Origin of the sequence: Pseudomonas nitroreducens NBRC 12694 (assembly GCF_002091755.1) — a bacterium.
GTDB lineage: Bacteria > Pseudomonadota > Gammaproteobacteria > Pseudomonadales > Pseudomonadaceae > Pseudomonas > Pseudomonas nitroreducens.
The window spans coordinates 1,056,029-1,072,863 of the sequence record NZ_BDAI01000001.1 but is presented as its reverse complement, the minus strand read 5'-3'; the positions used below and the strand labels follow the sequence as shown (position 1 = coordinate 1,072,863).

The 16,835-nt window shown below is 63.0% G+C and carries 20 protein-coding genes and 1 tRNA gene; 18 read left to right on the top strand and 3 right to left on the bottom strand.

Annotated elements, in window-relative coordinates; all coding sequences use genetic code 11:
* Positions 1-39 precede the first annotated feature (39 nt).
* From PNI01S_RS05100 to nadA, 15 genes are all read left to right on the top strand, one after another.
* Positions 40-786: a YebC/PmpR family DNA-binding transcriptional regulator gene (locus tag PNI01S_RS05100; RefSeq protein WP_024763364.1), complete on the top strand. Its 747-nt coding sequence runs from the start codon at positions 40-42 to the stop codon at positions 784-786.
* Positions 787-902: 116 nt separating this feature from the next.
* On the top strand, positions 903-1,427 hold the full coding sequence (gene ruvC, locus PNI01S_RS05095) for a crossover junction endodeoxyribonuclease RuvC (RefSeq protein WP_024763365.1): 525 nt from the start codon (positions 903-905) through the stop codon (positions 1,425-1,427).
* Between the two features lie 34 nt (positions 1,428-1,461).
* Entirely contained in the window at positions 1,462-2,067 is a 606-nt protein-coding gene (gene ruvA / locus PNI01S_RS05090) for a Holliday junction branch migration protein RuvA (protein WP_024763366.1), read from the top strand.
* A gap of 10 nt (positions 2,068-2,077) precedes the next feature.
* Positions 2,078-3,136 (top strand): Holliday junction branch migration DNA helicase RuvB, encoded by a 1,059-nt coding sequence (gene ruvB, locus PNI01S_RS05085; protein WP_017522105.1) that lies wholly within the window; start codon positions 2,078-2,080, stop codon positions 3,134-3,136.
* A gap of 52 nt (positions 3,137-3,188) precedes the next feature.
* Positions 3,189-3,635: a tol-pal system-associated acyl-CoA thioesterase gene (gene ybgC, locus PNI01S_RS05080; protein ID WP_015478279.1), complete on the top strand. Its 447-nt coding sequence runs from the start codon at positions 3,189-3,191 to the stop codon at positions 3,633-3,635.
* Position 3,636: 1 nt separating this feature from the next.
* Positions 3,637-4,332, top strand: a complete 696-nt coding sequence (tolQ, locus tag PNI01S_RS05075; RefSeq protein ID WP_024763367.1) for a protein TolQ — start codon at positions 3,637-3,639, stop codon at positions 4,330-4,332.
* 23 nt (positions 4,333-4,355) lie between these two features.
* Entirely contained in the window at positions 4,356-4,820 is a 465-nt protein-coding gene (gene tolR / locus PNI01S_RS05070; protein WP_024763368.1) for a protein TolR, read from the top strand.
* A complete protein-coding gene (gene tolA, locus PNI01S_RS05065; RefSeq protein WP_089285722.1) occupies positions 4,817-5,872 on the top strand; it encodes a cell envelope integrity protein TolA in 1,056 nt (351 codons plus the stop codon). The genes tolR and tolA overlap by 4 nt, the downstream gene beginning before the upstream one ends.
* A complete protein-coding gene (tolB, locus tag PNI01S_RS05060) occupies positions 5,869-7,167 on the top strand; it encodes a Tol-Pal system beta propeller repeat protein TolB (RefSeq protein ID WP_065084496.1) in 1,299 nt (432 codons plus the stop codon). Before tolA ends, tolB begins: the two co-directional genes overlap by 4 nt.
* A gap of 52 nt (positions 7,168-7,219) precedes the next feature.
* On the top strand, positions 7,220-7,726 hold the full coding sequence (pal, locus tag PNI01S_RS05055; protein WP_017522099.1) for a peptidoglycan-associated lipoprotein Pal: 507 nt from the start codon (positions 7,220-7,222) through the stop codon (positions 7,724-7,726).
* Positions 7,727-7,732: 6 nt separating this feature from the next.
* Positions 7,733-8,575, top strand: coding sequence for a tol-pal system protein YbgF (gene ybgF / locus PNI01S_RS05050; RefSeq protein WP_065084497.1), 843 nt, complete (start codon positions 7,733-7,735; stop codon positions 8,573-8,575).
* A 197-nt stretch (positions 8,576-8,772) separates the two neighbouring features.
* Entirely contained in the window at positions 8,773-9,420 is a 648-nt protein-coding gene (gene queE / locus PNI01S_RS05045; protein ID WP_084357528.1) for a 7-carboxy-7-deazaguanine synthase QueE, read from the top strand.
* A gap of 20 nt (positions 9,421-9,440) precedes the next feature.
* Positions 9,441-10,133 carry a 7-cyano-7-deazaguanine synthase QueC gene (gene queC / locus PNI01S_RS05040; protein ID WP_024763372.1) on the top strand — a complete coding sequence of 231 codons (693 nt, stop codon included), beginning with the start codon at positions 9,441-9,443 and terminating at the stop codon, positions 10,131-10,133.
* Between the two features lie 59 nt (positions 10,134-10,192).
* A tRNA-Lys gene (locus PNI01S_RS05035) sits at positions 10,193-10,268 on the top strand.
* A gap of 158 nt (positions 10,269-10,426) precedes the next feature.
* Complete coding sequence (nadA, locus tag PNI01S_RS05030; protein ID WP_024763373.1) at positions 10,427-11,485, top strand: quinolinate synthase NadA; 1,059 nt, start codon at positions 10,427-10,429, stop codon at positions 11,483-11,485.
* A 142-nt stretch (positions 11,486-11,627) separates the two neighbouring features.
* On the opposite strand, the gene PNI01S_RS05025 is transcribed toward nadA, so the two are convergent.
* Positions 11,628-13,064, bottom strand: a complete 1,437-nt coding sequence (locus tag PNI01S_RS05025) for a M48 family metalloprotease (RefSeq protein WP_024763374.1) — start codon at positions 13,062-13,064, stop codon at positions 11,628-11,630.
* A gap of 226 nt (positions 13,065-13,290) precedes the next feature.
* Here PNI01S_RS05025 and PNI01S_RS05020 point away from each other — a divergent pair, with 226 nt between their 5' ends.
* A complete protein-coding gene (locus tag PNI01S_RS05020) occupies positions 13,291-13,542 on the top strand; it encodes a sulfurtransferase TusA family protein (RefSeq protein WP_024763375.1) in 252 nt (83 codons plus the stop codon).
* A 56-nt stretch (positions 13,543-13,598) separates the two neighbouring features.
* Complete coding sequence (locus PNI01S_RS05015; protein WP_024763376.1) at positions 13,599-14,678, top strand: AI-2E family transporter; 1,080 nt, start codon at positions 13,599-13,601, stop codon at positions 14,676-14,678.
* 60 nt (positions 14,679-14,738) lie between these two features.
* On the opposite strand, the gene PNI01S_RS05010 is transcribed toward PNI01S_RS05015, so the two are convergent.
* Both PNI01S_RS05010 and PNI01S_RS05005 read right to left on the bottom strand, forming a co-directional pair.
* A complete protein-coding gene (locus PNI01S_RS05010; protein ID WP_024763377.1) occupies positions 14,739-15,209 on the bottom strand; it encodes a peroxiredoxin in 471 nt (156 codons plus the stop codon).
* A 12-nt stretch (positions 15,210-15,221) separates the two neighbouring features.
* Positions 15,222-15,779, bottom strand: a complete 558-nt coding sequence (locus tag PNI01S_RS05005; protein ID WP_024763378.1) for a glycine cleavage system transcriptional repressor — start codon at positions 15,777-15,779, stop codon at positions 15,222-15,224.
* A gap of 170 nt (positions 15,780-15,949) precedes the next feature.
* On the opposite strand from PNI01S_RS05005, the gene dapA reads away from it, so the two are divergent.
* Positions 15,950-16,828: a 4-hydroxy-tetrahydrodipicolinate synthase gene (dapA, locus tag PNI01S_RS05000; protein WP_024763379.1), complete on the top strand. Its 879-nt coding sequence runs from the start codon at positions 15,950-15,952 to the stop codon at positions 16,826-16,828.
* Positions 16,829-16,835 lie beyond the last annotated feature (7 nt).

The following is a 16,835-nucleotide window of genomic DNA, read 5'->3' as shown; positions in this document are numbered from 1 at the left end:
GCGCCGCCAGCGAAGCAAACAAGCGATACGGAGTGAGTTATGGCTGGTCATTCCAAATGGGCCAACATCAAGCACCGCAAGGAACGTCAGGACGCCAAGAAGGGCAAGATCTTCACCAAGCTCATTCGTGAGCTGACCGTCGCCGCCAAGCAGGGCGGCGGGGTGCCGGCGGACAACCCGCGCCTGCGCCTGGCCGTGGACAAGGCGCTGACCGCCAACATGACCCGCGACACCATCGACCGTGCCATCCAGCGCGGCGTGGGCTCCAGCGAAGCGGACAACATGGCTGAGCTGACCTACGAAGGTTACGCGCCCAGCGGCGTGGCGATCATCGTCGAGGCCATGACCGACAACCGCAACCGCACCGCGGCCGAAGTGCGCCATGCCTTCAGCAAGTGCGGCGGCAACCTGGGTACCGATGGTTCGGTGGCCTACATGTTCGAGCGCAAGGGGCAGATCAGCTATGCGCCGGGCGTGAACGAAGAGGCCCTGATGGATGCCGCGCTGGAAGCCGGCGCCGACGATGTAGTGGTCAACGACGACGGTTCCATCGACGTCTTCACCACCTTCGCCGATTTCATCTCGGTCAACGAAGCACTGACCGAAGCGGGCTTCAAGGGCGAGGACGCGGAGATCACCATGATCCCGTCGACCGTGGCGACCCTGGACCTGGACACCGCGCAGAAGGTCCTCAAGCTGATCGACATGCTGGAAGACCTGGACGACGTGCAGAACGTCTACTCGAATGCGGACATCCCGGACGAGGTGATGGCCCAGCTGGGCTGATCCCACCATCGGCGATGTGCTGAAGCCGGAAGCGGGAGTGGTCGTCAGCGGCGCCTCCCGCTTCCGGTTTTTGTTATCTGAAATGCGCGTTGCAGACTAGGTGTGATCGAACGGACATGACCCTGATTCTCGGCATCGACCCAGGTTCACGAATTACCGGCTTCGGCGTGGTGCGCGACACCGGCCGTGGTTGTGAATACGTGGCCTCGGGCTGCATCCGCACCGGCAATGGCGAGCTGTTCGAGCGCCTGCAGATCGTCTTCCGTGGTGTGCGCGAGGTCATCCAGACCTACCAGCCGACCATGATGGGCATCGAGCAGGTGTTCATGGCGCGCAACGCCGATTCGGCGCTGAAGCTGGGGCAGGCGCGCGGCGCGGCCATAGTCGCGGCGGCGGAAGAGGGATTGCAGATCGCCGAGTACACCGCCAGCCAGGTCAAGCAGGCGATTGCCGGCACCGGTGGTGCGGACAAGCAGCAGGTACAGATGATGGTGATGCACCTGCTCAAGCTGGTGCAGAAGCCGCAGATCGACGCCTCCGACGCCCTGGCCATCGCCCTGTGCCACGCGCACACCCGGCAAAGCCTGGTGCCGCATGGCCTGATGGGCGCCCGCCGTCGCGGCGGACGTCTGCGCCTGTGATATCCGGAAAAACTTTGAGCAAGGACAAACACCCGTGATTGGACGCCTGCGTGGCACCCTGGCGGAGAAGCAGCCGCCGCACCTGATCGTCGATGTGAACGGCGTGGGCTACGAGCTGGAAGTGCCGATGACCACCCTGTACCGCCTGCCGAGCCTGGGCGAGCCGGTGACCCTGCATACCCATCTGGTGGTGCGCGAGGATGCCCACCTGCTCTACGGCTTCGCCGAGAAGCGCGAGCGCGAGCTGTTCCGCGAGCTGATCCGCCTCAACGGCGTGGGGCCGAAGCTGGCACTGGCGCTGATGTCGGGGCTGGAGGTCGATGAGCTGGTGCGTTGCGTGCAGGCGCAGGATACTTCGACCCTGGTGAAGATTCCGGGCGTCGGCAAGAAAACTGCCGAGCGCCTGCTGGTGGAGCTGAAGGATCGCTTCAAGGCGTGGGAGAATATTCCGTCCATCGCGCCGCTGGTGGTGGAACCCATGCGGGTTGCCGCAGTCTCAAGCGCCGAGTCCGATGCGGTCAGCGCGCTGATCGCCCTGGGTTTCAAACCTCAGGAGGCGAGCCGCGCCGTGGCCGCCGTGCAGGAGGAAGGCTTGTCCAGCGAAGAACTCATCCGCCGTTCCCTCAAGGGCATGGTCTAGGTAGATATTGATGATCGAAGCCGATCGCCTGATTTCCTCAGCCTCCAGTCGCGACCGCGAAGAGCAGTTCGACCGCGCCATCCGCCCGCTCAAGCTGGCGGACTACGTCGGTCAGCCGGTGGTGCGCGAGCAGATGGAGCTGTTCATCCAGGCGGCCCGCGGGCGTCAGGAAGCGCTGGATCACACGCTGATCTTCGGCCCGCCCGGCCTGGGCAAGACCACCCTGGCGAACATCATCGCCCAGGAGATGGGGGTTTCGATCAAGAGCACCTCCGGCCCGGTGCTGGAACGCCCTGGCGACCTGGCGGCGATCCTGACCAACCTCGAGCCCAACGACGTGCTGTTCGTGGACGAGATCCATCGCCTGTCGCCCATCGTCGAGGAAGTGCTGTACCCGGCCATGGAAGACTTCCAGCTGGACATCATGATCGGCGAAGGCCCGGCCGCGCGCTCGATCAAGCTCGACCTGCCGCCCTTCACCCTGGTCGGCGCGACGACTCGCGCCGGCATGCTGACCAATCCGCTGCGTGACCGCTTCGGTATCGTGCAGCGTCTTGAGTTCTACGGTGTGGACGACCTGTCCAGCATCGTCGCCCGCTCGGCGGGGATTCTCGGCCTGGAGATCGAGCCGGCGGGTGCCTTCGAGATCGCCCGGCGCGCCCGTGGTACGCCGCGGATCGCCAACCGGCTGCTGCGCCGTGTACGGGATTTCGCCGAGGTGCGTGGCACCGGACACATCAGTCGCGACATCGCCGACAAGGCGCTGAACCTGTTGGACGTGGACGAAAGGGGCTTCGATCACCAGGATCGCCGCCTGTTGCTGACCATGATCGACAAGTTCGACGGAGGGCCGGTGGGTGTCGACAACCTGGCGGCCGCCATCAGCGAAGAAAGACACACGATTGAAGATGTGCTGGAGCCCTATCTGATCCAGCAAGGCTATATCATGCGCACACCGCGCGGCCGTGTAGTGACCCGGCATGCGTACCTGCATTTCGGCCTGAATGTGCCGAAGCGGATGGGGGAGGGGGCAACGCCGGATCTGTTCGCCCCTGAAGATGGTAATTAATTGCATTTGTAGGCGATTGCCGATTGGCAAAGCCAGGACTTGGTTTTAGAGTATGCGCGCGCAACACGGGGGTCAGCCGTTCCAGCAGCGGTATCGGGTCTATTACGAGGACACCGATGCCGGCGGCATCGTCTACTACGTCAACTACCTCAAGTTCATGGAGCGGGCTCGTACCGAGCGGCTGCGTGATCTGGGCTTTGCCCAGTCGCAGCTGGCGGGGGAGAACCTGCTTTTCGTCGTTCATTCGGCCGAGGCGCGCTATCACGCGCCGGCTCGCCTGGACGACGAACTGCTCGTCAGCGCCGAAGTGGAGGAGTTGAACCGTGCGAGCCTGAAGTTTCGTCAACAGGTTCGACGGGCGTCGGATTCGACCTTGCTCTGCGAGGGGCGATTCCTGGTGGCGTGCGTGCGGGCGGACACCCTGAAACCCCGCGCTATCCCAGATGTGTTGCGTGCGGCATTTGCCGGCAGTCCGGACACCCTTTCAGCAGGAGATTAACGTGGAACCGAACGTCGTCGACCATACTTCCATGTGGAGCTTGATCAGTAACGCCAGCGTCGTGGTACAGCTGGTGATGCTGACCCTGGTGGCCGCATCGGTCACTTCCTGGATCATGATTTTCCAGCGCAGCAACATGATGCGCTCGGCGAAGAAGGCCCTGGATACTTTCGAAGAGCGCTTCTGGTCGGGCATCGACCTGTCCAAGCTCTATCGTCAGGCGGGCAGCAACCCCGATCCGGATTCGGGGGTCGAGCAGATCTTCCGTGCCGGCTTCAAGGAATTCTCCCGTCTGCGCCAGCAGGCCGGCGTTGACCCGGATGCAGTGATGGAGGGCGTTTCCCGCGCCATGCGCGTCGCCATTTCCCGCGAGGAAGAGAAGCTGGAAACCAGCCTGCCGTTCCTTGCTACCGTCGGTTCCACCAGCCCGTACATTGGTCTGTTCGGCACCGTGTGGGGCATCATGAACTCCTTCCGTGGCCTGGCCACCGTGCAGCAGGCCACCCTCGCCACCGTGGCGCCGGGTATCGCCGAAGCGCTGATCGCTACCGCCATCGGCCTGTTCGCGGCCATCCCCGCGGTCATCGCCTACAACCGTTTCGCCGCTCGCTCGGAAATGCTCATCGGCCGCTACTACACCTTCGCCGACGAGTTCCAGGCCATCCTGCACCGCAAAGTGCACACCAGCGACGATTGAAGACGACCAAGAGGTAAGCCGTCATGGCAAGAGTTCGTCACAAGCGCAAGCCGGTCGCGGAAATGAACGTGGTGCCCTACATCGACGTGATGTTGGTACTGCTGGTCATTTTCATGGTGACCGCGCCCATGCTCAACCAGGGGGTCAAGGTCGACCTGCCCAAGGTTTCCAGCGAAGCGCTGCCGCAGGATAACGATTCCCGCGTGCTCACCATCTCCATCAAGGCCGACAAGACCTACTACTGGAACATGGGCTCGGAAGTGGACCCGGATCAGGGCAAGGGCAGCCAGACTGCCGTGGACCTCGATCAGCTGGTCAACGCTGCCACCGGCATCATGGCCGAGAACAGCCGCCAGGGTAAGAAAGTCCAGGTCTTCGTCCGTGGGGACAAGGCAGTCGACTATGGCTCGGTCATGGCCGTCATGGGCGGTCTGCAGAAAGCCGGGGTCGGCAACGTCGGTCTGATTACCGAGGCACCAGGTAGTTGATGCACCAGCTCGAGCGCTCTCAATCGGAAGGCTACTTCTGGCCAACGGTCCTGGCCGTGGCCCTGCATGTGCTGATTTTTGCCATGTTGTTCGTCAGCTGGGCCAGCACGCCTGAACTGCCGCCTTCGCGGCCGATCGTCCAGGCTACCCTGTACCAGCTGAAGTCCAAGAGCCAGGCGACCCAGCAGACCAACCAGAAGATAGCCGGCGAGGCGAAGAAAACCTCGGCCAAGCAATACGAGCAGGAGCAGCTCGAGCAGAAGAAGGCTGAGCAGCAGGCATTGGCTGCTGCGAAAGCCGAGGAACAAAAGAAGGCCGATGCGGCTCAAAAGGCTGCAGATGCCGCTGAGAAAGCTGCAGAAGCGAAGAAGGCAGATGACGCCAAGAAGGCGGCCGATGCTGCCGCAGCCGCCAAGAAAGCAGCTGAGGCCAAGGCCGCCGAGCAGAAGCAGCAGGCTGACATAGCCAAGAAGAAAGCCGAGGAAGAGGCCAAGAAAGAGGCCGCAGAAGAGGCGAAGAAGAAAGCTGCCGAGGAGGCCAAGAAGAAGGCCGCCGAGGACGCGAAGAAAAAAGCCGCCGCGGATGAAGCCAAGAAGAAGGCTGCCGCGGTCGAGGCTGCGAAGAAAAAGGCTGCTGCCGCAGCCGCTGCCGCAGCTCGCAAGGCGACGGAAGACAAGAAGGCCCAGGCCCTGGCTGAACTGCTGTCGGATGACACGCAGCGGCAGCAGGCCCTGGCCGACGAGCAAGGTAATGAGGTGGCGGGCAACTTTGACGACCTGATCGTCAGCCTGGTGAGCCAGCAGTGGAGCCGTCCTCCTTCAGCTCGTAATGGAATGAGCGTAGAAGTGCTGATTCAGATGTTGCCGAGCGGCGCCATCACTAATGTGAGCGTGACTCGCTCCAGTGGTGACAAGCCTTTCGACGATTCGGCAGTGGCAGCGGTCCGAAATGTGGGCCGTATTCCCGAACTGCAAAAACTGGATCGCGCCACGTTCGATAGCCTGTATCGTCAGCGCCGAATGGTCTTCAAACCGGAGGATTTAGATCTGTGAGTACCCTGATTCGCTTCGCGCTCTTCGCCCTGGCCCTGGTGGCCGGCGCAGCGCAGGCCGCCGACCCGCTGGTGATCTCCAGCGGTCGTGACTCGGCCGTCCCGATCGCCGTGGTTCCGTTCGGCTGGCAGGGCGGTAATGTGCTGCCCGAAGACATGTCGAACATCATCGGCAACGACCTGCGCAATTCCGGTTACTTCGAGCCGATCCCGCGCCAGAACATGATCAGCCAGCCGGTCCAGGCCAGCGAAGTGATCTACCGTGACTGGCAGGCCCTCGGCGCGCAGTACGTGCTGGTCGGCAGCATCGTGCCCAACGGTGGCCGCCTGCAGATCCAGTATGCCCTGCTCAACGTGGCGACCCAGCAGCAGGTCCTGACCGGCAGCGTGGGCGGCACTACCGACCAACTGCGCGACATGTCGCACTACATCGCCGACCAGTCGTTCGAGAAGCTCACCGGCATCAAGGGTGCGTTCTCCACCCGGCTGCTCTACGTGACTGCCGAGCGCTTCTCGGTGGACAACACCCGCTACACCCTGCAGCGCTCCGACTATGACGGCGCTCGCCCGGTGACCCTGCTGCAATCGCGCGAGCCGATCCTTTCGCCGCGCTTCTCGCCTGATGGTCGCCGTATCGCCTATGTGTCCTTCGAGCAGAAGCGTCCGCGCATCTTCATGCAGTACGTCGACACCGGCCGCCGCGAGCAGATCTCCAACTTCGAAGGCCTCAACGGCGCCCCGGCCTTCTCGCCGGACGGCAACCGCCTGGCCTTCGTGCTGTCGCGCGACGGCAACCCGGAGATCTACGTGATGGACCTGGGCAGCCGCCAGCTGCGTCGCCTGACCAACAACTCGGCGATCGACACCGAACCTTTCTGGGGCGCGGACGGCTCGACCCTGTACTTCACCTCGGACCGTGGCGGCAAACCGCAGATCTACAAGATGAACGTGAACTCGGGCGCTACCGACCGCGTGACCTTCATCGGCAACTACAACGCCAACCCGAAACTCTCGGCGGATGAGAAGACCCTGGTGATGGTTCACCGCCAGGACGGATTCACCAACTTCCAGATCGCAGCGCAGGACCTTCAGCGCGGTAATCTCCGGGTACTTTCCAACACCAATCTGGACGATTCGCCCACTGTTGCGCCAAATGGCACGATGCTAATATACGCCACCCGCCAGCAGGACCGGGGCGTGTTGATGCTCGTGAGCATCAACGGACGTGTTCGGTTACCGCTACCCACCGCTCAAGGCGACGTGCGCGAGCCTTCCTGGTCCCCTTACCTGAACTGACGGTTGCCAACTGTTTCAAACTTATACACTGGGGTTCATTAGGAGTTACATGATGGAAATGCTGAAATTCGGCAAATTTGCCGTTATCGCCCTCGCCATGGCCGTAGCCGTTGGTTGCTCGTCCAAGAAAGGCGATGCAACTGGTGAAGGCGCCAATGGCGGCGTTGACCCGAACGCTGGCTACGGCGCCAACAGCGGTGCCGTTGACGGCTCCCTGAGCGACGAAGCCGCTCTGCGCGCTATCACCACCTTCTACTTCGAGTACGACAGCTCCGACCTGAAGCCGGAAGCCATGCGTGCCCTGGACGTACACGCCAAGGACCTGAAAGGTTCCGGCCAGCGCGTAGTCCTGGAAGGTCACACTGACGAGCGCGGCACCCGCGAGTACAACATGGCTCTGGGCGAGCGTCGTGCCAAGGCCGTTCAGCGCTACCTGGTACTGCAGGGCGTTTCCCCGGCTCAGCTGGAACTGGTTTCCTACGGCAAAGAGCGTCCGGTTGCCACTGGCCACGACGAGCAGTCCTGGGCCCAGAACCGTCGCGTTGAGCTGAAGAAGTAAGACGTGATGCCGATGCGCCTGCGTTTTCTGACCTTGATCGCATGCGGACTGCCCCTCATGGCGGCAGCCGCGGTTCCGGTACAGGACGGCAATGGTGGCTATGCCAGCACGCCGCCCTCGGGTTATGGCACCGCAGGCGCTGATGGCGCCTACGCCGGAGGCGGGATGACAACTCCCGTCTCCGGTCAGGCTCAGCTGTTCATGCAGCTGCAGCAGATGCAGGACGAAATGTCCCGTCTGCGCGGCATGCTCGAAGAGCAGCAGAACCAGATCCAGCAAATGAAGCAGGAGAACCAGGAGCGCTTCCAGGACATCGACAGCCGCCTTTCCAGCGGTGCAGGTGCAGGAGCGGCCGGTGCTGCTGTTCAACAGAATTCCCCCGCTGCCGGCGCCAGTGCCGGAGCTGCTACCGGAGCAGGCGTAGCCGCCGCCCAGCAACAGCAGCCCGCCGCCAGCAGCGAGCCGGGTGACCCGGCCAAAGAGAAGCTCTACTACGACGCCGCCTTCGACCTGATCAAGGCCAAGGACTTCGACAAGGCCAGCCAGGCCTTCGGCGCCTTCCTGCGCAAGTACCCGAACAGCCAGTACGCGGGTAACGCGCAGTATTGGCTGGGTGAAGTGAATCTCGCGAAAGGCGACCTGCAGGGCGCCGGCCAGGCTTTCGCCCGCGTCAGCCAGGCCTACCCGAGCAGCGCCAAGGTGCCGGACTCGCTGTACAAGCTCGCCGATGTCGAGCGCCGCCTGGGTAACAATGACAAGGCTCGCGGCATCCTGCAGCAGGTGGTCGCGCAGTATCCGGGCACTTCCGCTGCCCAACTGTCCCAGCGTGATCTGAAGAACCTGAAGTAGGCTTCCTATCTCGCAGTCTGAAAACCCGCGCCCGCCGCGGGTTTTTTCGTTAGAATTGCCGCCCCCGGAAAAGCCAGTGGTTTCAGCTGCGCTGATGTCTGCTGTGTTCCGGGATTGCCGGGCGCCTCTCCAGTGCGCCCACGACTCCAACGCAACGGAGGCGGATGGCCTGTATAGCCGTCACGCCCGTGGCTGATATGCAACAGACCCTGCGCATTACCGAGATTTTCTACTCGTTGCAGGGGGAAACGCGCACCGCCGGCTTGCCGACCGTGTTCGTACGCCTGACTGGCTGCCCCCTGCGCTGCAACTACTGCGATACCGCCTATGCCTTCAGTGGCGGCGAAATCCAGAGCCTTGACGCCATCCTCGACCAGGTTGCGCGGTATCGCCCGCGCTACATCTGTGTGACCGGCGGCGAGCCGCTGGCGCAGCCCAACTGTATCCCGCTGCTCGAACGGCTGTGCCATGCCGGCTACGAAGTATCGCTGGAAACCAGTGGCGCGCTGGACATCTCGGCCACCGACCGCCGCGTCAGCCGTATCCTCGACCTGAAGACCCCCGGCTCCGGCGAAGTGGCGCGCAATCGTTACGAGAACATCGGCGAGCTGACGCTCAACGATCAGGTCAAGTTCGTCATCTGTTCCCGCGAGGACTATGACTGGGCGGTGTCCAAGCTGATCGAGTACCGCCTGGATGAGCGAGCCGGCGAGGTTCTGTTCTCGCCCAGCCATCGCCAGGTGGATGCGCGCGCGCTGGCCGACTGGATCGTCAGCGACAACCTGCCGGTCCGCCTGCAGCTGCAATTGCACAAGATTCTCTGGAACGATGAGCCGGGCCACTGAGCGCGGAGGAGCCCCTGTTTATGTCCGACAAGAATGCTGCGAACGACAAGAAAGCCGTGATCCTGCTCTCCGGCGGCCTGGATTCCGCGACAGTGGTCGCCATGGCCAAGGCCGAGGGCTACGCCTGCTACACCATGAGCTTCGACTACGGCCAGCGTCACCGTGCCGAGTTGCAGGCCGCCGAGCGCGTCGCCCGCCAATTGGGCGTGGTCGAGCACAAGGTGATCGGCCTCGACCTGAATGGTATCGGCGGCTCCGCGCTGACCGACAGCAGCATCGATGTTCCCCAAGCTCCCAGTGAAGGCATTCCGGTGACCTATGTGCCGGCGCGCAATACCGTGTTCCTTTCTCTGGCGCTGGGCTGGGCGGAAGTGCTGGGCGCACGGGACATTTTCATCGGCGTGAACGCCGTGGATTATTCCGGCTACCCGGATTGCCGCCCGGAGTTCGTCGAGGCCTTCGAGCGTATGGCGAACCTGGCTACCAAGGCAGGAGTGGAGGGCGACGGCTTCCGTATCCAGGCGCCGCTGCAGTTCCTTTCGAAGGCGCAGATCATCGAGGCAGGCGTCGCTCGGGGCGTCGATTACGGCCTCACCGTTTCCTGCTATCAGGCTGATGATGAGGGGCGTGCTTGCCGCAAATGTGACAGCTGCCGACTGCGCTCCGAGGGCTTTTCCGCCGCTGGAATTTCCGACCCTACGCGATATTTCTGAAAAAAGTTTTCTCGGGGTGTTGTTTTTACGTTAGAAATCAGTATTATACGCACCACGTCGGGTCGTTAGCTCAGTCGGTAGAGCAGTTGGCTTTTAACCAATTGGTCGTAGGTTCGAATCCTACACGACCCACCATCAAATCTTGTGAAAGCCCCGTGATCGAAAGGTCACGGGGCTTTTGCCATGTGCCGGAAAAAGTCCGCCGCGCGGCACTTCTCGGCCCGCCGCGACGAGGGATGGTGGTGATAAAATCGCCGGCATAATCAGACCGTGCCTGTTGAGGTTTCCACACGATGTCCCAGATTTCCGAACGCCTTCTGGTCCAGGCCCATCTGGCGGCGAAACAGCCGCGGGTGCTGAGCGCAGAGGAAGAGGCCGACTACCGTGCGGCCATCGCTGCCGAATTGAAGGCGCAGAACGCTGTGCTTGTCGCGCACTATTACTGCGATCCGGTGATCCAGGCGCTGGCTGAAGAGACCGGCGGTTGCGTTTCCGATTCGCTGGAAATGGCCCGCTTCGGCAACCAGCACTCGGCGCAGACCGTGGTGGTGGCTGGTGTCCGCTTCATGGGCGAGACCGCGAAGATCCTCAACCCGGAAAAGCGCGTGCTGATGCCCACGCTGGAGGCGACCTGCTCGCTGGACCTGGGGTGCCCGGTGGAAGAGTTCTCGGCGTTCTGCGACAAGCATCCGGAGCGCACCGTGGTCGTCTACGCGAACACCTCGGCGGCGGTGAAGGCTCGCGCGGACTGGGTGGTGACCTCCAGCTGCGCCGTGGAGATCGTCGAGCACCTGATGGACAACGGCGAGCCGATCCTCTGGGCGCCGGACCAGCACCTGGGGCGCTACATCCAGCGCGAAACCGGTGCGGACATGCTGCTCTGGGACGGTGCCTGCATCGTTCACGAGGAGTTCAAGGCCAAGCAGCTGGAAGACCTCAAAGCGGTCTATCCGGACGCCGCGATCCTGGTGCACCCGGAGTCACCGGAAGCGGTGGTTGAGCTGGCCGATGCGGTGGGCTCCACCAGCCAATTGATCAAGGCCGCGCAGACGATGCCGAACAAGCGCTTCATCGTCGCCACCGACCGCGGCATCTTCTACAAGATGCAGCAGCTGTGCCCGGATAAGGAGTTCATCGAGGCGCCCACCGCCGGCAACGGCGCGGCTTGCCGCAGCTGTGCACACTGCCCGTGGATGGCCATGAACACCCTGGAGCGCACCCTGGCATGCCTGAAGGAAGGCTCGGGCGAAATCTTCGTCGACCCGGCGCTGATTCCCAAGGCGATCAAGCCGCTCAAGCGCATGCTCGACTTCACCCAGGCGGCGAAGCTGAAACTGGCGGGCAACGCCTGACTCTCTCGGCACCATGAAAAAGCCCGGCAGATGCCGGGCTTTTTCTTTGAGGCTTTTGTGGGAGCGAGCTTGCTCGCGAACCCACCACGGGAATCAGTGGCATCAAGCTGTTCGTGAGCACAGGCAAGGGCTGCGTGGTTGCTCAGCGCCCCATCATCTCCTTCAGGATGCGTTCCTGGTCGCGGAACTCCTGCTGGCGTGCATCCAGGCGCGCAGCCAGGGTGAAGTTGCCGCCGGCGCGACGCTTGGCGAAGTCCAGTTGCTCGATCGCCTGCTTGTAGTCGCCGGTGAGCGCGTAGTACTCCGCGCGGGCCTGGTATACGCCGATGGCGTTGCCGCTCAGGGTGCAGGCATCGGCCAGGCGGTTCCACACGTCCGGGTCCAGCGGGCGGCGCTGGGACAGCTTGAACAGCGTCTTCTCGGCGTCGGCGGCGCGGTTGGTCTTCATCATCAGGTCGGCGTTGGCCTGGATCAGCGGATAGCTGTCCGGGTACTGGGTGAGCATTTTCTGCACGCGCGCCTGGGCATCGGGCAACTTGTTGGCGGTGATGTCCAGGTCGGACATCGCCAGGTTGTAGCTGATGTCGTTGGGTGCCTTGGCCAGCAGTTGCTGGAGGTTGCTGCGGGCGTCGTTGAGCTGGCCGATCTTGGTCTGCGACAGCGCCAGGCCATAGCGGGCGGCATCGTTCTTCGGGTCTTCATCGAGCTGCGCGCGGAACTGTTTGCTGGCCATGCCCGGGGTGTCCTCGAACATCTGCTGGACGCGGGCGCGCATCAGCTCGTAGCGCAGCGAGTCTTCCTTGCCGCCCTTGGGGTATTGCTCGGCGCGGTTGCGGGTGTCGGCGATACGCGATTCGGTCACCGGGTGAGTCAGTAGGAATTCCGGCGGCTTGCCCTCGTAGCGGTACTGGCGCGCCAGGCGCTCGAACATGTTGGGCATGGAGCGCGGGTCGTAGCCGGCGCGGACCATGGTGGCGACGCCGACGCGGTCAGCTTCCTGCTCGTTCTGCCGGGAGAAGCGCAACTGGTTCTGGATCGCTGCGGCCTGGGTGCCGGCGATGGCAGCGATACCGGCGTCGCCGGCACCCGCTGCGGCGGCAATAATGCCGGCCAGCATGGCGGCCATCACCGGTACCTGCATGCGCTGTTGCGCCTCGATGCCACGGGCGAAGTGGCGTTGGCTCAAGTGGCCGAGTTCGTGTGCCAGTACTGCGATGTATTCGCCTTCGGTCTGGGCATAGATGAACAGGCCGCCATTGACGCCGACCACGCCGCCAGGGGCGGCAAAGGCGTTGATCTGTTTGTCGCGGATCAGGATGAAGGCCAGGCGGTGGTCCTGCAGTTCACTGGACTCCGCCAGGCGGTAAACGCTGGACTCGACGTAATCCTTGAGTTGCGGGTCGTTGAGCGTATCGACCTGGTTGCGCAGCATGCTCAGCCAGGCGCGGCCGAGCTGGAATTCCTGCTCCGGAGAGACGATGGACGAGCTGGCATCGCCCAGAGACGGCAAGTCGTCCGCCAGGGCCGGCGTGGCGAGGGCGACAGCGAGCGACAGCAGGGCAGGGCGGAGTACTTTCATGTACACGAGGCTCGTTCCGAGAAAGGCTCTACTTTAGCCGCACGCTAACGCCTATGCCTAGTTTGCAGGGCGGAAGTGCGGCGCAATTCGAAATGGGTATTTTCGCTTGGTCTTCCTTTTAGGCCTTGATGCTGACGGCTTGATTAATGAACACCGTCTTGCCTGGGCCTGGTTACTTTTCCAAGGCTTTCGGTATTCTTGGGCGCCCTGACCGGAGTTCGTTTCGATGTCCGATTCCACGCCGTCCGTCCCCGCCTGTGACGCGGAGCTGGACGCCAGCGGTCTCAATTGTCCGTTGCCGCTGCTCAAGGCCAAGCTCGAGCTGAACAAGCTGCCCAGCGGGGCGGTGCTCAAGGTGATAGCCACCGACGCTGGCTCCCAGCGCGACTTCCGCGTTTTTGCCGATATTGCCGGGCACTCGCTGCTGCATGAAGAGGTCGAAGGCGGCGTCTATCGTTACTGGCTTCGCAAGAAGTAGCTCTGAAGTTTCCGGGTAACCGGGACGTTACCCTTTGTCGTTTCGTAGGCCCTTACATGCTCAAGGTTTTGCAGGACTGGATGCAGCGCTATTTCTCCGACGAGGAGGCGATAGTGCTGGCGGTCATTCTCGGACTCGGGTTCACCGTCATCCTGGCTTTCGGCGGGATGCTCGCTCCGGTGCTGGCGGCGATGGTCATCGCCTTCCTGATCCAGGGCATGGTCGGTGTACTGGAGCGCCTGCGCGTGCCGCACCTGTTCTCGGTGTGGCTGGTGTATTCGCTGTTCCTCGGCCTGCTCGCGGTGTTCCTGCTGGTGCTGGTGCCGCTGCTGTGGAAGCAGCTCTTCACCCTGTTCAACGAGCTGCCCGGCATGCTCGGCGAGTGGCAGGCGACGCTGCTGATGCTGCCCGAGCGCTACCCGGACATGGTGACCGAGGAACAGGTGCTGCGTACCGTCGAGGCGGCGCGCAACGAGCTGGGGCAGCTTGGCCAGTGGGCGCTGACCTTCTCCCTGTCGGGCCTGCCGGTGGTGGTCAACATCATGATCTACCTGGTGCTGGTACCGATCCTGGTGTTCTTCTTCCTCAAGGATCGCCGGCGCTTCTACCACTGGTTCCGCCGCTACCTGCCGCGCGAGCGCGGGCTGATGAAGCAGGTGTGGAACGAGATGAACCAGCAGATTGCGAACTACATTCGCGGCAAGGTCATCGAGATCTTCATCACCGGCGTGGTGACCTACATCGCCTTCGCCGTGCTCGGCCTGAACTACGCGGCGCTCCTCGCTCTGCTGGTTGGTCTGTCGGTGGTAGTGCCCTACATCGGCGCAGTCGTGGTCACGGTCCCGGTCGCGATGATCGCGCTGTTCCAGTGGGGCTGGAGCGACCAGTTCATCTACCTGATGGCAGCCCACGCGATCATCCAGGCGCTGGATGGCAACGTGCTGGTGCCGCTGCTGTTCTCCGAGGCAGTGAACCTGCATCCGGTGGCGATCATCTGTGCGGTGCTGTTGTTCGGCGGGCTGTGGGGCTTCTGGGGAGTGTTCTTCGCCATTCCGCTGGCGACCCTGGTGAAGGCTGTCCTGGATGCCTGGCCGCGCCAATCGGCGGTGCAGCCGCAGGTCAGCCCGATGATGTGACGTCGGGAACGGAAAAAGGCCGCTGATCAGCGGCCTTTTTCATGGAGCTGGCTGAGTGGCTTACTGGTTCAGCGCCTGGGCGGCGGCGAGCACGGCATCCACGTGGCCGGGCACTTTCACACCGCGCCACTCCTGGCGCAGCACGCCCTTGGCGTCGATCAGGAAGGTGCTGCGGTCAACACCCATGTATTCCTTGCCGTAGAGCTTCTTCAGCTTGATCACGTCGAACAGCTGGCAGACGGCTTCGTCCTTGTCGCTGATCAGTTCGAAGGGGAAGCACTGCTTGGCCTTGAAGTTCTCGTGGGACTTGATGCCATCGCGGGAAACGCCGAACACGAGTGTGTTGGCCTTGGCGAAGTCCTCGATCTTGTCGCGGAAGCCCTGGCCTTCGGTGGTGCAGCCAGGCGTGCTGTCCTTGGGGTAGAAGTACAGGACGATCTGCTTGCCCTTGAGTTCGGACAGGCGGAATTCGACGCCGCTGGTGGCGGGGGCCTGGAAATCGGCGACGGGTTTGTTCAGTTCGACTGCCATAGGGCTCTCTCCTTACGGATGCTGCGGACGCCAGGGCTCGATCAGCGCGTCCAGGTTCAGCGCATCGGCGAAGTCGAGGAACTGATCGCGCAGCCAGCTGATCTGGGTGCCGGCTGGCAGCGTCACGGTGAGGGTGGCGTTGAGCATGCTGGTGTTGGTATGCGGCGCCTGGTAGGTGTCGCAGGTGAGGTTCTCCAGTTCGATGTTGTGATCGATGAAGAACTGGCACAGCTCGTTGAGGATGTCCGGGCGATAGACGGCGCTGACATAGGCCACGTAGGGCAGGGCCTGGGCGCGGGTAACGTGGACATTGCTGCGGGTGACGCTGAGGGTGAAACCATGGCGCTTGGCCAGGGGCGGCAGGCCGCCTTCCAGGCGGGCCAGGGCATCCCAGCTGCCGGAGATCTGCAGGATCAGCGCGCTGAACTCGCCATGGCGGGTCAGGCGGCTGCTGACCACCGAGCAACGGTTGTCGACGCAGGTGCGGCACAGCACGCTGGTCAACTCCATCGGGTTCGGGCCCAGAGCGCTGATCAGGAGGAATTGTTCACGAGGGTGAGAGGCGGACATGCAGCTTTCCTGGAGTGGCGGCCAAGCGGGCCGCATCGACAAAGAAGGAAGGGTAGCGAAAAGCGCCGATGAGGGGAATGTCTGGTCGTTCGCGGGTCGCTGCGTCACCTTGTGCGTGGCCGGTGGCGACAGTACCATTACGGCTTTCTTTTTCCGGCAGGAGCGGTTGCATGATTGCGGGCAGTATGGTGGCGCTGGTCACCCCCTTCGATGCTCAGGGTCGACTGGATTGGGACAGCCTCGCTAAGCTGGTGGACTTCCACCTGCAGGAAGGCACCAACGCCATCGTAGCGGTCGGCACCACTGGTGAATCGGCCACCCTGGACGTGAACGAACACCTGGAAGTCATCCGTCGCGTAGTCGACCAGGTCAACGGCCGCATCCCGGTCATCGCCGGCACCGGCGCCAACTCCACCCGCGAAGCCGTCGAGCTGACCGAGGCCGCCAAGTCCGGCGGCGCCGACGCCTGCCTGCTGGTGACTCCGTATTACAACAAGCCGACCCAGGAAGGCCTGTACCAGCACTTCCGCCACATCGCCGAAGCCGTGGCCATCCCGCAGATCCTCTACAACGTGCCGGGCCGTACCGCCTGCGACATGCTGCCCGAGACCGTGGAGCGCCTGTCCAAGGTGCCGAACATCATCGGCATCAAGGAAGCCACCGGCGACCTGCAGCGCGGCAAGGAAGTACTGGACCGCGTTGGCAAGGACTTCCTCGTCTACTCCGGTGACGACGCTACCGCCGTCGAGCTGATGCTGATGGGCGGCAAGGGCAACATCTCGGTGACCGCCAACGTCGCCCCGCGCGCCATGAGCGACCTCTGCGCCGCCGCCATGCGTGGCGATGCCGCCGCTGCCCGCGCCATCAACGATCGTCTGATGCCGCTGCACAAGACCCTGTTCATCGAATCCAACCCCATCCCGGTCAAGTTTGCCCTGCACGAAATGGGGCTGATTCCAGAGGGCATCCGCCTGCCTCTGACCTGGCTCAGCCCGCGTTGCCACGAACCGCTGCGTCAGGCCATGCGCCAGACCGGCGTCCTGGCTTAAGGAGCTC